General features: G+C 62.4%; 11 protein-coding genes and 4 pseudogenes. 5 read left to right on the top strand and 10 right to left on the bottom strand.

Features of this window, described 5'->3' with window-relative positions; genetic code table 11:
* A pseudogene (locus tag AWB81_RS47405) lies at window positions 1–212 on the top strand (IS4-like element ISCku4 family transposase); the annotation flags it as partial.
* Here the strand turns inward: AWB81_RS47405 and AWB81_RS34875 are convergent.
* Window positions 157–2072: pseudogene (locus tag AWB81_RS34875) on the bottom strand (potassium transporter Kup). The pseudogenes AWB81_RS47405 and AWB81_RS34875 sit on opposite strands and share 56 nt — an antisense overlap.
* Window positions 2073–3276: 1204 nt before the next feature.
* On the opposite strand from AWB81_RS34875, the gene AWB81_RS34865 reads away from it, so the two are divergent.
* Complete coding sequence (locus AWB81_RS34865; RefSeq protein ID WP_062642149.1) at window positions 3277–3630, top strand: BON domain-containing protein; 354 nt, start codon at window positions 3277–3279, stop codon at window positions 3628–3630.
* Window positions 3631–4015: 385 nt separating this feature from the next.
* Here the strand turns inward: AWB81_RS34865 and AWB81_RS34860 are convergent.
* The 9 genes and pseudogenes from AWB81_RS34860 to AWB81_RS34820 all read right to left on the bottom strand — a co-directional run bounded on the left by AWB81_RS34860 (window position 4016) and on the right by AWB81_RS34820 (window position 12861).
* Window positions 4016–5214, bottom strand: a pseudogene (locus AWB81_RS34860) (MFS transporter).
* A 60-nt stretch (window positions 5215–5274) separates the two neighbouring features.
* On the bottom strand, window positions 5275–5823 hold the full coding sequence (locus tag AWB81_RS34855; protein ID WP_062642143.1) for a hypothetical protein: 549 nt from the start codon (window positions 5821–5823) through the stop codon (window positions 5275–5277).
* A gap of 40 nt (window positions 5824–5863) precedes the next feature.
* Window positions 5864–6604, bottom strand: a complete 741-nt coding sequence (locus AWB81_RS34850; protein WP_235026068.1) for a hypothetical protein — start codon at window positions 6602–6604, stop codon at window positions 5864–5866.
* A gap of 151 nt (window positions 6605–6755) precedes the next feature.
* Window positions 6756–8120 (bottom strand): sigma-54-dependent transcriptional regulator, encoded by a 1365-nt coding sequence (locus AWB81_RS34845; RefSeq protein ID WP_062642141.1) that lies wholly within the window; start codon window positions 8118–8120, stop codon window positions 6756–6758.
* The gene (locus AWB81_RS34840) at window positions 8117–9592 is read right to left on the bottom strand and encodes a sensor histidine kinase (RefSeq protein WP_062642138.1); all 1476 of its coding nucleotides are present in this window, start codon (window positions 9590–9592) and stop codon (window positions 8117–8119) included. The genes AWB81_RS34845 and AWB81_RS34840 overlap by 4 nt, the downstream gene beginning before the upstream one ends.
* A 143-nt stretch (window positions 9593–9735) precedes the next feature.
* Window positions 9736–10308: a DUF2889 domain-containing protein gene (locus AWB81_RS34835; protein ID WP_062642145.1), complete on the bottom strand. Its 573-nt coding sequence runs from the start codon at window positions 10306–10308 to the stop codon at window positions 9736–9738.
* A gap of 9 nt (window positions 10309–10317) precedes the next feature.
* Window positions 10318–10866: pseudogene (locus AWB81_RS34830) on the bottom strand (CaiB/BaiF CoA transferase family protein); the annotation flags it as partial.
* A gap of 12 nt (window positions 10867–10878) precedes the next feature.
* Complete coding sequence (locus AWB81_RS34825; protein ID WP_062642136.1) at window positions 10879–12039, bottom strand: acyl-CoA dehydrogenase family protein; 1161 nt, start codon at window positions 12037–12039, stop codon at window positions 10879–10881.
* A 15-nt stretch (window positions 12040–12054) separates the two neighbouring features.
* Complete coding sequence (locus AWB81_RS34820; RefSeq protein ID WP_062642134.1) at window positions 12055–12861, bottom strand: HTD2 family dehydratase; 807 nt, start codon at window positions 12859–12861, stop codon at window positions 12055–12057.
* 235 nt (window positions 12862–13096) lie between these two features.
* Here AWB81_RS34820 and AWB81_RS34815 point away from each other — a divergent pair, with 235 nt between their 5' ends.
* The 3 genes from AWB81_RS34815 to AWB81_RS48575 all read left to right on the top strand — a co-directional run.
* Complete coding sequence (locus AWB81_RS34815) at window positions 13097–13879, top strand: SDR family oxidoreductase (protein WP_062642132.1); 783 nt, start codon at window positions 13097–13099, stop codon at window positions 13877–13879.
* Between the two features lie 421 nt (window positions 13880–14300).
* Window positions 14301–14576, top strand: a complete 276-nt coding sequence (locus tag AWB81_RS47400) for an ABC transporter permease (protein ID WP_062642127.1) — start codon at window positions 14301–14303, stop codon at window positions 14574–14576.
* A gap of 49 nt (window positions 14577–14625) precedes the next feature.
* Window positions 14626–15356 (top strand): ABC transporter ATP-binding protein (locus tag AWB81_RS48575; protein WP_327373033.1); only part of this gene is annotated, 731 nt, incomplete at its 3' end.

Raw genomic sequence — 15356 nt, 5'->3', positions numbered from 1 at the left:
CGGTATTCCCTTCACTCGTCTGGAGTTCCTTTGGATCCTGGCTGCGCACCATCCGTCCCGGCATCCCTCCATCGGAGTTGGTTGTCGCCAGTGCACTACGACAATGCCTGCCCGAATTTCTCGTGAATAGCGCCAAAACCAATTTCTTCGCGAAATTCATCGCCGAAAGGCAGGACCCTGACACCTTCGAGATGTTCCGACTGGCCACATAACCCCAAGACTGTGCCGAACTCGGCACTCTTGAGTGAAGTAGTCTGCGGCGTCTCGTGCGTTACGGGCCATTGAGGCATACAAGGCTTCGCGCCACAGTGCCATGCCAGCTTTTGGAGTGGCAAGCACTGTCTGGCGGGCGATGAAGAAGGAGGTCTGCATAGGGTCAATCTGCAATCCAACCTGATTACATCGCTCCAAAGCGCGTGGTATGTCGCGCTCGTCCGAAAAACCATAGTGCACGTTGAGCTGATAGCAATTGTGGCCAAGCTGCACAATCTTGATCCGCTCTCCGTCAGGAATTCTTGGGATATCGGCCGCGTGTACTGTCAAGAATATGGTTCGTTCATGCAGTACCTTGTTATGCAGCAGGTTATGCAATAGCGCGTGTGGCACTCCTTCGCCTTCGGCGCGGAAAAATATGGCAGTGCCTGCAACGCGCAGCGGCGGATTGATGAACAATGACTGCAGGAAGACATCGATGGGAATTAGATGTCGCTGGAGGCTTTGAAATACCAGCTCCCGTCCCGTCCTCCACGTCATCATGACGGTAACCATGAACGCGCTGATACTCAAGGTGAACCAGCCGCCGCTGATGATTTTCAACTCGTCGAGGAGAACAGCGCCACGTCAATCGTCAAAAAAGCGCCTGTCGCTGCCACGGAAAGAAACACCGGATATTTCCAGCCGAAACGAACGACAAAAAAGGTCAGCAACGTCGTTGTCAGCATGGTGGCGGTAGCCGCAATTCCATAAGCCGAAGCCAGATTCGACGAGGAGCCGAAGCCGATTACGGCCAATACGACAGCTGCGAGTTGCAACCAATTTATGAGTGGGATGTAGATTTGTCCCTTTTCGCTTTCGGACGTCTGGCGAATGCGCATACGAGGCAGAAAGCCCAGCGAAATCGCTTGCTGCGTAACGGAGAAAGCTCCTGAGATTGTTGCCTGTGACGCAATGACAGTCGCCATGGTCGAGAGCACAACCAGCGGGTAAACGCTCCAGGAGCCCAGTTGCTGGAAAAACGGATTGGCAACTGCTGCCGGATTGGATAACAGCAAGGCACCCTGACCAAGATAATTAAGGGCTAGCGCGGGAAAGACAATAGAGAACCACGCCAACCGGACTGACTTTTTCCCGAAATGACCCATGTCGGCATATAGCGCCTCCGCACCGGTGAGCGCTAGCACCACCGCACCGAGTGCTACGAAAGCCAGCCAACCATTGCGAATCAGAAAGCCCAAGGCATGTAGCGGGTTAAACGCGGCCAGGACGACGGGGTTCCGAGAAATATTGACGACGCCCATTACGGCAAGTGTAATGAACCAGACAAGCACAATCGGACCGAAACATTTGCCGATGCCGCCCGTGCCCCGGCGTTGCGCCACATATAGGGCTACGAGCACGGCCAAGGTCGCGGGAATGACGTACGGCCGGAGAGCAGGGGTCGCCTCCTCCAGCCCCTCGATAGCCGATAAGACGGAGATGGCCGGGGTAATCACGCCGTCACCGAAGAACAGGCCAGCACCGACCATACCCAGCAGCATCACCGGGTAATGCCAGCGAGATTGCTTGGTGACCGAAGATAGGGCCAGCGCCGTCATCGCCATGATGCCGCCCTCGCCGCGATTGTCTGCCCGTAAAACCAGGGTCACGTATTTGAGTGAAATGACAAATATCAACCCCCACAGAATCAACGACACAACGCCCAGCACGTTAGCGTGGTTCGGCGCGATGCCGTGATGCTTGGCGAATACCTCCTTCATCGTGTATAGCGGACTGGTCCCAATGTCTCCATAGACAATGCCGATGGCGCCTAGCGTTAGCGCCGCAACGCTACTTTTGGCCGAGTCCTTAGTCAAGACGATACCTCGCGAATCGTGCTGCGCAGGATAGGTACTAACCGATGTATAGCTCACAAAAGCAACGTAGTGCCAGTAACGGGCCGCCACGTTCTGGGAATTTCGAATGCAACAGGCTTACCTCAAGGAACTGGTGCGCGATGGAGTTCACGTTCCAACGATTGTACGGAGGCGTTCCAGCACGCCGAGACGGCTCCCGAAAAGCTGATGTCACTTGCTGATGCACGTCGATGATATGTGGGCGTCGGAAGTCGACGCGGTCGGCCCTCCACCAAGGCCCTCAGATGCGTGGCGAAAGAGCGCGGCGCGCTTTCGATGCAAGCGTGCGAGCCGCACGATCCTGTCTGTCAAAACCCATCACTCGCCGGTCGCGATGTCGAAAACAGCTCTCGATTGTCCCACCTTTGACCGCGCTAACGAGGCCGTGCAGCCTCTCTGGCGGGTACAAGGATATCTTGAATAGCCCGGCGTTGGCCCATCTGCCGCCATTTGTTCGCGCGATTCGTCGTGATTCGGATGTCGGCTTGGCCCCGACAGGGAACCTAAACTGCGCGAAACGTGGCGCGAACGGACGCGCCGCGAAAACTGGCACCGTCGAGAACATTGCGTGCAGTTTGCCGCCGGAGAGAACTCTCGGCACTCGTCGCGGCCTTGCTCTGCAGAGAAAGGATGTCGCGCAAATTGAATCTTGTGAACTGATCTCGACGGTCGCGTTGGCTTGTTATTCATTGACTTGTTAATAGCGTGCACGCGGAGTCAGGATGCGAACTCATCAAGCGTCCCAGTGCAGGAACGTCGATGCATCATCGAAATCTGCCGGCCCGTCGTTGCTTTCCAGTTCCTCGTTTCCTAATCTGATCGGAGAGGCTCAGGTCGATGAAAGTGGGCGAGCCGTCATGCACGCCATTGGAGGGCCGAAGTGTCCTTTGATCGAACTGAGACAGTTGTGATTTAATCGACCCGCAAGTCGATGTCTTAAGTAAGAGTTACAAGAACTGGGTGCGGCGGAGCCGCGAATCTTCAAGACGGCAAAAAAGGCAAAGTTTGCGGTGTTTGTATCGCCAATTTACTTTTTCCCGACCGATCGCAGATGGAGAAGAATGCCGCCGGGTGCATCCACGCATATGGTATTAATCATGGGCACGTTGACACGAAGGCATCAAGGAAAGGGTCTGTCCTTAGCATACTGATAATGGAGCTGGCAATGAACGCGATCGGAAGACTCAGGCTGGTTGGTGTTGTGTTGGTTGTCGTCGCATCCTGCAATGCCTGGTCACAGAGCAGCGAATCCCCTGCCGCATCGACGGCAACGCAAAACACCTCCAAGGCGGCGGTCAGGAAGGCGAATCGGGCACTCAGCGATAAAGTTCTCAAGGCACTTTCAAAGGGTGGAGTCGATACCACGGGCATCAACGTGCTCGCAAAAAATGGAGCAGTGACGCTCGCTGGAGGCGTCATGGATGCTTCCCAGATCGAGAAGGCAGGCTCGATAGCGAAGGGGGTTTCTGGTGTCACGTCCGTGAAGAACGCGCTGACGATTCACGAGGGGGGGCAGTGATAGGATAGGCGGTCAGCTTTCGTGCAGATCGCAAGCACCCCAGGACGCAGTTAGACCGGCGCGCTGTCGATTTGTCGACAGCGCCCGCTCAAGAATTACCGTGGCCGCACGGTCGGTTTATTTCGTGAGGCTTTCGGCGAAAGCGCCGCAGTACGCCGCCTGTCTCGCAGAATCGCCAGCGTGAGCGCCGCCATGCCGCAGGCGCCGATGAGCGTCGGCAATGCACCTTCATCGATGTGGACCAGCACTCAGCTGCCAATCATCAGAAAATAGGACGCGACGAACCAAACGGCCTGCGCCTGGAACATGGGATAGACGCTCGCCGTCGCAGCGGCCGCGACGGCCCATCAAAGAAGGATCGAAGTCGCTTTGTCCGGTCCGCGATTCAAGTGAGTGGTTGCGTAGCGCCGGGCGCACTTCGATCAGCATCCGCATCGACGCGACATGCATGCCTGAGCGATGACGCGAAGTACAGCCACAACGCAAGCGACCCTACCGATACCGCACCCAGCACGAGAAACGCGGACGAGTAACCGAATCGATGCGCCAGCACACCACCGAGCGCCGGACTCAGCGCGGCACCGATGCCCTGCACCGTCATCACCACGCCCTGCGCCACGTTCACGCGGCCCGTCCCCTGCATTAGCCGCACGACCAGCGCCGGCACCGCGACGCTTTGCAATCCCGCGCCGATGCCGTCGAGCGCCTGCACCGGCCAAACGCCCCATGGCGTGATGAGCGTCGCCGCGATCACGCCGCGCAGCGGCAGCGCGAGAAAGGTCGCGAGAATCACCCACCAGTAGCCGCGCCAGCGGATCAGCCGGCTCGCGACAAGCGCCGCCCCGACCATCACCCCTTGCGCGATGACGATCGTCTCGGCCGTGAACGCGCTCGGATCGGCCTGATGCGAGGCAACGATCGCCATGCCGTAGAGCGGCAGCATCGCGGCATTGCCGAGGTGGAACAGCAGCAGCGAGGCGGCCAGCAGCAGAAGCGGCCGGCAGTGCAGCAGGATGCGCAGTCCCTTGGTGTCGGGGTCGTCGCGAACAGCAGATTGAGCGCCTGAATCGAGGCCGCGCGCACTGTCGTGATCGATGGCGTCGCGCCGGATCGTCAATACCGCGATCACCGTCAGCAAGCCGAAAACCGCGCTCAACGCGAACACCGCGCCGAAGCCGAAGCGCCAGCCGAGCCAGCCCGAAAGCGCCGCGCCCGCCACGTTGCCGGCGTGATTGGCGACCTGATTGCGGCCGAACTGCCGGTCGAAGCCGCGCTGGCGCACGATGCCGAGCGTAATGCCCGCCATCGCGGGCCCGAGCGCGGCACCCGTTACCGCCGTCGCCACTTGCGAGGCCGCGACCGTCCAGTACGCGTGCGAGATCCAGAGCAACCCCGAAGCAAGCGTCGTCAGCCCGCCGGTGAACTCGCGAACACGCCGGCAATGCCGCCGATCGTCATGACCGTGCCGATCGCGTCCGTGCCCCAGCCGCGCGCTTGCAGGAAGACGCCGAGAAACGGTCCGATGCCCGCCTGAACGTCGGCCATGAAGAAGTTGAGCAGTTCGAGCGCGCGGGCGGGTTTCATTCGACACGACCATCAGTCGGGAGCGCGGAGGCATCGGGCGATATCACGTCGGCTCCCTCGCTACACAGTTTCTTCAGCGTCGACGAGTTCGGCGATCTCGTGGACTTCGATCGTGCGTCCATGCCGCGTCTTCACGCCGTGTCCCCACGCCTGCACGTGCGCACCGGGGCTCAGGTACTCGGTAAGCTCGGCGGCCGCGTGCGGCGGCATGCGCAGCGACGTGCCATCGTCGAGCAGCGCGCCGCGCAACTCGCCTTTCGGACCATGGAGCGACAGCACGACCGCGCCCTGCACGTCCATCGGGCGGCCTTCCGGCTTCTCGCGCTTCGGCGCGTCGTGATCCGGACCCTGATCGAGTATCTCGACGCCCTGCTTCGACGTCAGCAACACAGCCGCGATCAGGTCCGCATCGCGCGGCTTCACGCCCCGCACACGGATCGCGTCGCCAGGCGCGATGTGCTTCGCAACCTGCTTCGACAGATGCGGCGGGAAATGGACTTGCCGCTTGTGATCGAGGATCAGGCCGTCGAGATCGCCGTGCGAATTCAGCAGGAAGCAGGTGACGCGGCCGCGTGTTTCGGGCAGGCAGGCGGGATCGATCCAATGCATGCTTTTGACTCCGTGTAGAGGTGGTTGTGGATAAAAGTGCTTAGTCGACGGACGTGCCGTAGAGCGACGTGAGATGGCCCGGTGTACCGAACGACGTCGCCTGCAGCGCCGCGCCATAGCGGTTGCGCGTGCCATAGCCGCGCGCGGCGATCGTCGCGCCCGCTTGCAGCAGATTCGGAAACTGCAACGCGACAGGTGGCGTCAGCTTGACGATGGTGCCGTCGGCGAGCAGCACGCCGTCGGGTTCGCCACGCGGCGCTGTTGTCGCGCGCAGCACGCGGCCGCTTACGTCGAGCTTAACAAGGCCCACGCCGCGCAGCGCCTTCGGCAGCCGCGGGGTATCCGCGGGAGGCGGTTGATCGATGACGGTCCGCCCGCTCGCAGCGTTGGCGATCTGCTGGGCGCGCAGGCTGCCGGCCGAGGCCGAGAAGCCGGTCGCGCGGACGCTCTCGCCCGGGGCGACCGTCGCCGCCACTTGCCCGCCGAGATGCGGCGGGAAATTGATCAGCGTGTCGTCGGCAAGCAAGAGGCCGTCGATATCGCCTTCGGGGTTGATGGTGTAGCGCTTCACAACGCCCGCCGCGCTCGAAACGACCGCGCTGTCGGGAATCTTGCGGGGCAGAACCGCGCGCGGCGGAGGCGCTGCGTCATTCGCCAAGGCGGGAGGCGACGGTGGCGCTTCGGTATTCGCGGCGCCGGGATTCTGCGCGGCGCATCCGACAGCGCCCGCGATCAGCGCCAACCCGACGGCGCTCCGGATGAGAGAGACGGTTGCATGCATGGTTTGCTCGACGTGTCCGCAGTGAGGGTGCGGTGACAGGGGCAAGTGACATGCCATGTGCGCGAGCCTTGCGCGACGGGCCTGAGCGGTCGTCGCGACAAATGTAGGTGTCCATCTTCCTGACAGCGGGTGTCAGGAAGATGGACACCTTTCAGCCCAATCCGTAGGCCGCGAGTTTCGTATAGAGCGACTGCCGGCTGATACCGAGTCTGCGCGCTGCTTCCGCGCGATTGCCCGACGAAGCGACAAGCGCTCGCTCGATCGCTGCGCGTTCGAGTCGTTCGACGGCCTCGGGCAGCGGCAAGTCCAGAAGCGCATCGTGCAACGCGACCGCTTGCGCCGGTACCGCCGACGCATCGAGAAAAGCGAGGTCGTCTTCCGTCACAAGCGCACCGCGCGCAAGCGCCTGCACGCGCTCCATCGCGTTCTTCAATTCGCGAACGTTGCCGGGCCACGTGTGGCCCAGAAGCTGCCGTTCGGCGCCCGCACTCAGCGTGCGTGCCGCGCTTCCTGCTGAAACCGCCAACGCGAGAAAACGCCGCGCGAGCGGCAGGATATCGACCGGCCGGTCGCGCAGCGGCGGCAAGTGGACCGGTATCACGTTGAGCCGGTAGAACAGGTCCTCGCGAAAGGTCCGCGCGACGACTTCAGCTTGCAGGTCGCGATGCGTCGCGGCGACGATCCGCACATCGATATCGACTGGACGGTTCGCGCCAAGCGGCATCACGGCGCGCTCCTGGATCGCGCGCAAGAGTTTCGCCTGCATCGAGAGCGGCATGTCGCCGATTTCATCGAGAAAGAGCGTCCCGCCCCGCGCCTCGACGAAGCGTCCCGCTCGCTCCGCTACCGCGCCGGTGAACGCGCCCTTCGTGTGGCCGAAGAGCTCGCTTTCGAGCAGCTCTGCAGGAATCGCCGCGCAATTGATCGCGACGAACGGCCCGCCATGACGCTTCGACGCATCGTGCAGCACGCGCGCCGCGACTTCCTTGCCGGTGCCGGTTTCGCCGGTAATCAGCACGGTCGAATCGCTGGCGGCCGCGCGGCCGATCTGCTTCTGCACTTCGCGCAGCGCATCGCTCGCGCCGATCAGACGCGGCTCGCCACTGTCCTCTTCAATACGAGGCGCGTCGCCGCGCGGGTCGGGTTCGCTGCTTTCGTCGATGTTGGCGAGGAGCGCGGCGATCGCGTCGCGCCCGACCGGCTTCGTCAGATGCTCGAACGCGCCGAGGCGCATCGCGTGGATGGTGTTGTCGCTCGTCGCGAAGGCGGTCAGCACGACCACCGGCAGCGTGCTGCGCGAAGGCATCTCGCGCAGCCGCTCGAGGACGTCGATGCCACTCATGTCGGTCATGCGGAAGTCGAGGAACGCGCAATCGAGCGGCGCGTCCGTCGCGAAGATGCGCAGCGCGTCGTGGCCATTCGACGCCTCGATCGTCTCGTGGCCGAGGTCGGTCAGCGTTTCGGCGAGGCTTTCGCGAAAGGCGTCGTCATCGTCGACGATCAGGATGCGGGTCATGGAATCTCGATTATGAAGCGCGCGCCGGGTTCATTCTCGTCGCCGGACGCGGCGCAGTACGCGCGGCCGCCATGCGCTGCTGCGATCTCGCGCACGACCGCCAGCCCAAGCCCGGACCCGAGCGCGTGGCCCGTCACGAACGGCTCGAAGATACGCTCGCGTTCGGCCGCCGGCACGCCCGGGCCGTTGTCGGCGACTTCGATTTTGAGGCTTTCGGCGCTGCGTGTGGCGCTCAGCGTGACGCGACCGCCGTGCGGCGCATGACGTATCGCGTTGAGCAGAAGATTGTCGAGCGAGCGCGCGAGCTGCTGCGCGTCGAAGCGCGCCGGGCCTTGCGGCGCGGCACCCACTTCGAGCGTCACGCCCGCGCGTTGCGCCGCGTCGCGATTCACCTCGATACGTTCGGCAAGCCACGCTGCGAGCGGGACGTCATGCGCATCGATACGGATCGGTTGCGTCAGCACGAGCAGTCCCGAAAGCTGCGACTCTACGCGCTCGATCTGTTCGAGAATCGCACTCAGCGCGCGTTCGCGGCGCTCCGGTTCTCCGGCGAGGGCATTCTCGGCCTTCAGCCGCATCGCGCCGATCGGGTTGCGGATCTCATGCGCGACCTGCGCCGCGAGTTGCCCGAGCATCGCGAAGCGCTCGGCGTGGGCAAGCCGCGCGTTCAGCTCGCCCGCTTCCTGTTGCAACGCGGTCGTACGGGTAAGGTGCGAGTTGAAGGCGGCGACGATTTTGTCGAGATCAGGCTCGCCGGTCGGAGCGATCGGTTGAAGCGTACCGGCGTTTCGCGCAAGACTTTCCCCGATGTGCGCCAGATTCGCGCGCCAGCGCCGCAGCACGATGCCCAGCGCGATTGCAATCGCGACGATCACCGCCAGCAGCACCGCCAGCCCGGTCACCAATGGGCGTCCGTAAGGCCCGAGCGGCGGGTGCGTGCGCGTGAGCGTCCAGGCGAGCAATGCCGGGCGATGCGGCACCTCGCAAGCGGCGACGATGACCGCATCCTCGTCGCTGACGACGAATTCCGTCGTCGCGGCGTGCGTCGATGCAACCTGGCGCAGTGTGCGCAGGATCAGCGGCGTTTCGGCTTCGGGCACGTCGCGCTTGATGCCGCTGCCGCGATAGGTCGGGAACGCATACGCAGTGAACGTACCACGTGCGTTCGCCGACGCAATCCAGAAACCGCCTTCGACGCCCTGCATCTGCGCAAGCACGACATCGAGAATCGCGTGCATCAGGTCGATGTTGGGCGGAGCGTCTGCCGTCGCATCGACGGACACGTCGTAGCGCGACGCCACTGCTTCGCAGCCTGCGAGACTTTGCGCGCGGGCGAGATCGATCTGCCGGCCACCGTTCGCCTGCGCCATGAACCACACGAGCCCGATCAGGACCGCGCACATGACGGCGACCAGTGCCCAGAACACGGCAAGCTGGCTTGCGAACGAAAGACGCCGGGGTGCGACTTGCATGGACGTGGGCAGAGAGAGCAGACCCGTCACTTAGCAAGAAGCTTGCCGCGACGTAACAGAAGTGCCGACATTCCTCACGGATTGGGCCTCCGGTTGAACCAGTCTTGCTCGGCAACATGGATGCTGAGCGCATCTTGATGCGGTCACATCTTCTTCAGCACGTGGTATTCCGGCCATAGCGTCTTGACCAATTCACGCGACGCGCCGTACGCATGGCAGCTATCGACCTTGCGAGGCTTCCCGCGGACGTCGCGCTCGTCCAATGCGGATGGGCGTTCGGTGACCATGGTCTGATATGCGGTGCTCGCGAGCGGGCCGAGCAATTCCTTCAGCTGCGTGCAAGTATCGCTTGGTGGCAGACGCTTGCGCACTTCACTGTTCCAGCCTGGGCCAATACGCATGCCGACCAAAGCCTCTAGCGTGTCGCCGCCACCCTGGCACGATGCGTACGGATGAGATCGGACGAACGTCTGAACCTCGCGAACGATCATGTCTTTGTCGAACAACAGTGTGACGCCCAAATCGTGAATGGGTGATCGGGCGTTTATCAGGCGTGCACCGCCGGGCAGCGTGAAGTCGCCAGTCTTGGAATCGGCAAGGCTGGCGCTTACTTCGAACAAGCCATCGCTGCGGCGATAGCCGTGCATCTCGATCTGCCGGTGATGAATCTCCTCGCGCGTGATCGGTTCGGCGGCGATATCGTGTTTGCAGGCCATCCCTTCACTCTCGATGATCGCTCCGAGAATATTGGTGTACGCATACATGCCGGCGGCGATATCCGCGATCGAGCAGCCTGCTTTGGCAGGTTCGTCTTCCGATCCCGTGACGCTCAGAAAACCCGATTCGCTCTAGATCAGCAAGTCGTACGCTTTCTTGTCGCGCATCGGGCCATCCGCGCCGTAGCCGGATATGTCGCAGACGATCAGACGGGGATAGCGCGCGCTCAATGCGGCAAAGTCCAGCCCCAGACGTTGCGTTGCGCCTGGCGCGAGATTCTGCACGAACACGTCGGCATCGGCGAGCAGCTTGTGGATGATGTCGAGCGCCGATGACTGCTTCACATCGAGCGTGATGCTTTCCTTCGACCGGTTCGTCCATACGAAATGCGACGACGGGCCCGACACGCGCTCGTCGTTGCCACGTGCGAAGTCGCCCGCGCCGGGACGTTCGATCTTGATCACGCGCGCGCCCATGTCGGCGAGCTGACGCGTGCAGAAGGGCGCGGCGATCGCCTGTTCCAGCGTGACGACCTTGATTCCTTGCAGCGGACGCATGGCGATGCCCCTTCAGAACGAACGCGGCAAGCCGAGAATATGTTCGGCCACGTACGACAGAATGAGATTGGTCGAGATGGGCGCGACCTGATAGAGACGGGTCTCCCGGAACTTGCGCTCCACGTCGTATTCCGCTGCGAAGCCGAAGCCGCCGTGAAACTGCAGGCAGGCGTTGGCCGCTTCCCACGATGCATCGGCGGCAAGCAGCTTCGCCATGTTGGCTTGCGCGCCGCAGGGCTTGTGCCCGTCGAAGAGTTCACACGCCTTGAAGCGCATCAGATTGGCCGCTTCGACATTGACGTATGACCGTGCAATCGGAAACTGCACGCCCTGGTTCTGTCCGATGGGCCGTCCGAACACGACGCGCTCCTTCACGTATTCGCTCACCTTGTCGATGAACCAGTAACCATCGCCGATACATTCCGCCGCGATCAGCGTGCGTTCCGCGTTCAATCCGTCGAGAATGTATTTGAAGCCCATCCCCTCTTCGCCAATGAGGTTCGCGGCAGGAATTTCCAGATTGTCGAAGAACAGTTCGTTGGTCTCATGGTTCACCATGTTGATGATCGGCTGGACCGTGAGACCGTGGCCGACGGCGTCGCGCAGATCGACGATGAAGATCGACATGCCTTCGCTCTTCTTCTTCACGTCCGCGAGCGGCGTCGTGCGTGCGAGCAGGATCATCAGATCGGAATGCTGCACGCGCGAGATCCAGACCTTCTGGCCGTTGATGACATAACGGTCGCCCTTCCTTTCGGCAGTGGTCTTGATCTTCGTGGTGTCGGTGCCGGTGGTCGGCTCGGTCACGCCCATCGACTGCAGACGCAGTTCGCCCGATGCGATCTTTGGCAGATAGCGTTTCTTCTGCTCGGCCGAGCCGTGCCGAAGCAGGGTGCCCATGTTATACATCTGGCCGTGACACGCGCCCGAGTTGCCCCCCGAACGATTGATTTCCTCCATGATGACGGACGCTTCCGTGAGACCCAGACCCGAGCCGCCGTACTCCTGCGGTATCAGGGCGGCGAGCCAACCCGCTTTCGTGAGCGCATCGACGAAGGCTTCGGGATAGCCGCGCACTTCGTCGACCTTGCGGAAGTATTCACTGGAGAACTGCTTGCAGAGATCGCGCACGGCGTCGCGAATGTCCTGATAGGCGTCGGTGGTTTCGATCATGACGTGTCGTATTGGTTAGTCGAGCATGGCGCGCGCGGTCATGCCGAGCCAGCCTTCGTGATCCTTCGACCACAATTCGATGGACTTGCCATCGGCCGAGGGCTGGCCGCACAAATGCAACGGGTTTCCGGCGAAGCAGGGGCGCAGCGCCTTGAAGGAGAATTCGCGCACGGTAGCGTCGGGAAGCCGACGCCTGAGCAGGTCCATCAACAGCGTCGCGATCAAGGGGCCATGCACGACGAGTCCGGGATAGCCTTCCGTCTGCGTGACATAGGGCGTGTCGTAATGGATGCGATGCGCGTTGAAGGTCAGGGCGGAATAGCGGAACAGAAGCGTTTCTTCGGGTATCAGTGTGCGATGCCATGCTTGATCGGCAGGCGCGGCGGTGGGCGCCGATGCCGGCGTGCCCGCTTCGCGGTACACGATGTCGTGCTCTTCCTCGATCGCAAGCGTCCCGCCGCACGCGATGCGATGCCCTACCGTCACGAAGCCGAGCCTGCCGGTTCGTCCCTGCTTCTCGCTTGTCTTGAGAACGCGCGATTCACGCGTGATGCGCTCGCCGACGATCACCGGCGCGGGAAAGCGCAACCGGCCGCCGGCCCACATGCGGCGCGGCAGGCCGAGGTCGGGAAGAAAGCCGCCTTTCTGCGGGTGACCGTCCGCGGCGATCAGCGATTGCCTCACAGTCGGCCGGAAGAAGATCCAGTGCCATAGCGGCGGCAAGGCTTCGCGCTCGGCAGGCGCGGCGTCGTAGTCGAGCGTGGCGGCGAGGGCGGCCACGGAAGTCGGCGCGACGATGTCGACGGCGCTTTCCAGGTTCATTCGAATCCTCCATGCGTGCTTGCAGCGCGTCAGTCGCTATCGGTTGTCGATACCCCAAGTTTAAAACTCCGCCCGCCCGATGTGGAAATACCGATTTGATTTGCCCGCAATAGGATCAGCCTATGTCTGCCGGCTTCGGCGAATCCTTTCAAAGTACGGGACTGGCGGTCCACACCGATTGCCAGATGTTCGACGCGGTCATTCAATGGACCGATGGAGAGACAGGGAGAGCTGCATGGACATGAACATAGGGGGCCGGCGCGTGCTGATCACCGGCGCGTCGCAGGGCATTGGCGAGGGCCTTGCACGCGCGTTCGCCCGGGAAGGCTGTCGCGTGTCGCTCGTCGCCCCAACGGCTGACCGGCTCGCTACGCTCGCTCACGAACTGCGCTCCACGTATGACGTGAACGTGGATACGTTCGCGCTCGACATGACGACGCCCGGTGCGATAACCGACATCGTCGGGTTCGCGCGCGATGCCGACATCTTCGTGAACAATGCGGGCGCCATTCCCGGCGGAACGCTATGGGACGTGAACGAAGACGAGTGGCGTCGAGGCTGGCAGCTTGAGGTCTTCGGTTACATCAATCTGACGCGGGCGATGTACACCGAGATGAAGTCGCGCGGACGGGGTGTGATTCTGAACAATATCGGAAGCGGCGGGCAGAACTTCGACTTCAACTATATCGCCGGCTCGACGGGCAATGCGGCGTTGATGGCGTTCACATGCGCGCGCGGCGGCCGCAGTCTGGAGGACGGCATTCGCGTGGTCGGCGTCAACCCGGAACCGGTGGCAACGGAGCGCATCGCGAAGGTGCTCAAGGGCCACGCCGCCCGTTTGCTGGGCGACGAAGCGCGCTCGGACGAGCTGCTTTCGAATTATCCCCTGGGACGCGCCGCGACCGTCGAGGAGATCGCCAATCTGTTCGTCTATCTCGCGTCGCCGCATTCGAGCTATACGACGGGCACGGTCATCACCGTGGACGGCGGTATCACGTCCAAACGATCGGTTGCGTGATGCCCGCGGTGCCGCGAATCCTCGCCATGTGAGAACCGGGGAACGTACAGGTTTGAGGGCGGGTTGTCGCCGGTCCGCACCGGCTCGGTGGAGATACCGAAACCGAATGGCGTCGTGAGAACGGCGCATGCCACGTAGTTTTCGGGCGAATACATCAACGACGATCTGATCGCGTACCACCTCAAGCGCGCGAAGGGCGGCGCGGGGCTGTCGATCATCGAAAGGGCGCCCGTGCACGGCACCGGGTTTCCGGCCTTCGTCGTGCTGGTCGTCGGAGTGCTGTTGCTCGCGCTGTTTGCGATCGAAAACTCGCAGTTCGGCAAGTTGCTGATCGCCGTTCGCGACAACGAGAACGTCGTGCGCTCGGTCGGTATCCGCGTGCATCTGGTGAAAGATCGCGTGCTTTTGCATCTCGTGCTTCGTGACGGGCATTGCGGGTTCGCTGCATGCGTTCGCCAACAACGTCATCAGCCCGCCCGATTTCGGCTTTCTGCTGTCGACGCTGGCGCTGGCGTATCTGAAGGTCGGCGGAGAGCATCATCCGCTCGGGCCGGTTTCGGGTGCGGTGCTGCTCGTGTTGCTCGGCAGCGTGACGCTCAGCTTCGGCGCGAGCGAACATATCTTCTACGGCGCGGCCATCGTGCTGGCGATGCTGCTCCTTCCGGGCGGCATCATAGGACTTGGCACGGCCGCATGACGAGCGCGAAGGCGCGCCTCGCAACGCTCATGCGCTCGAACGGAGGCGCATGATGCAGACATCCGTAACAAGGCCGCTGCTCGAAGCACGGGATATCTCATGGCGTTTCGGGGGATTGCTCGCCGTATCCGATCTGAGCTTCGAGATTCGTAGCGGGACTCGTCACGGCGCAGGCGGGCAGCGTGACGCTGAACGGGGAGGCGATGGATTCGGCATCGGCGGATACGCGCGTGCGGCGCGGATGTCCCTCGTGCCGGAAGGACGACGGCTGTTCGGCAGCATGACGGTGCACGAAAACCTGGCGCTTGGCGCCTATTGCCGCAACGACGCGCGCGCGATAAGCGTCGATCTCGAGCGCTGTCTTGGCTACTTTCCCGATCTAGTTTCAAAACTCGGCGCGCCCGCCGGGACACTGAGCGGCGGCCAGCAGCAGATGGTGGCGGTCGCGCGCGCGCTGATGGCCGCACCACGTGTGTTGCTGCTCGACGAGCCGACCATCGGACTCGCGCCAGCCGTGGTCGAGAAAATCGCGCGAGTGATTCATGTGATTCGCGATACGGGCGTCGATGTGCTGCTGGTCGAGCAGAACGCGGAAGTTACGCTGCGGATCGCGGATTACGCGTACGTGCTGGAGGGCGGCGCGGTTGTGCAACACGGCGACGCGCGGGCACTCGCCGACGAGCGCGTTCAGCGCGCTTATCTAGTCGGTCTTGCAGAATCGCGCGAAGCCAAGCGCAGCGTGCGGATAGGTGCAGATAAGCAGTTGCGAAACTCCCAGTT

This window comes from Caballeronia arationis (assembly GCF_001544975.2).
GTDB lineage: Bacteria > Pseudomonadota > Gammaproteobacteria > Burkholderiales > Burkholderiaceae > Caballeronia > Caballeronia arationis.
Note: the sequence above shows the minus strand (reverse complement) of the source record. Positions and strands in the feature narration are given on the sequence as shown.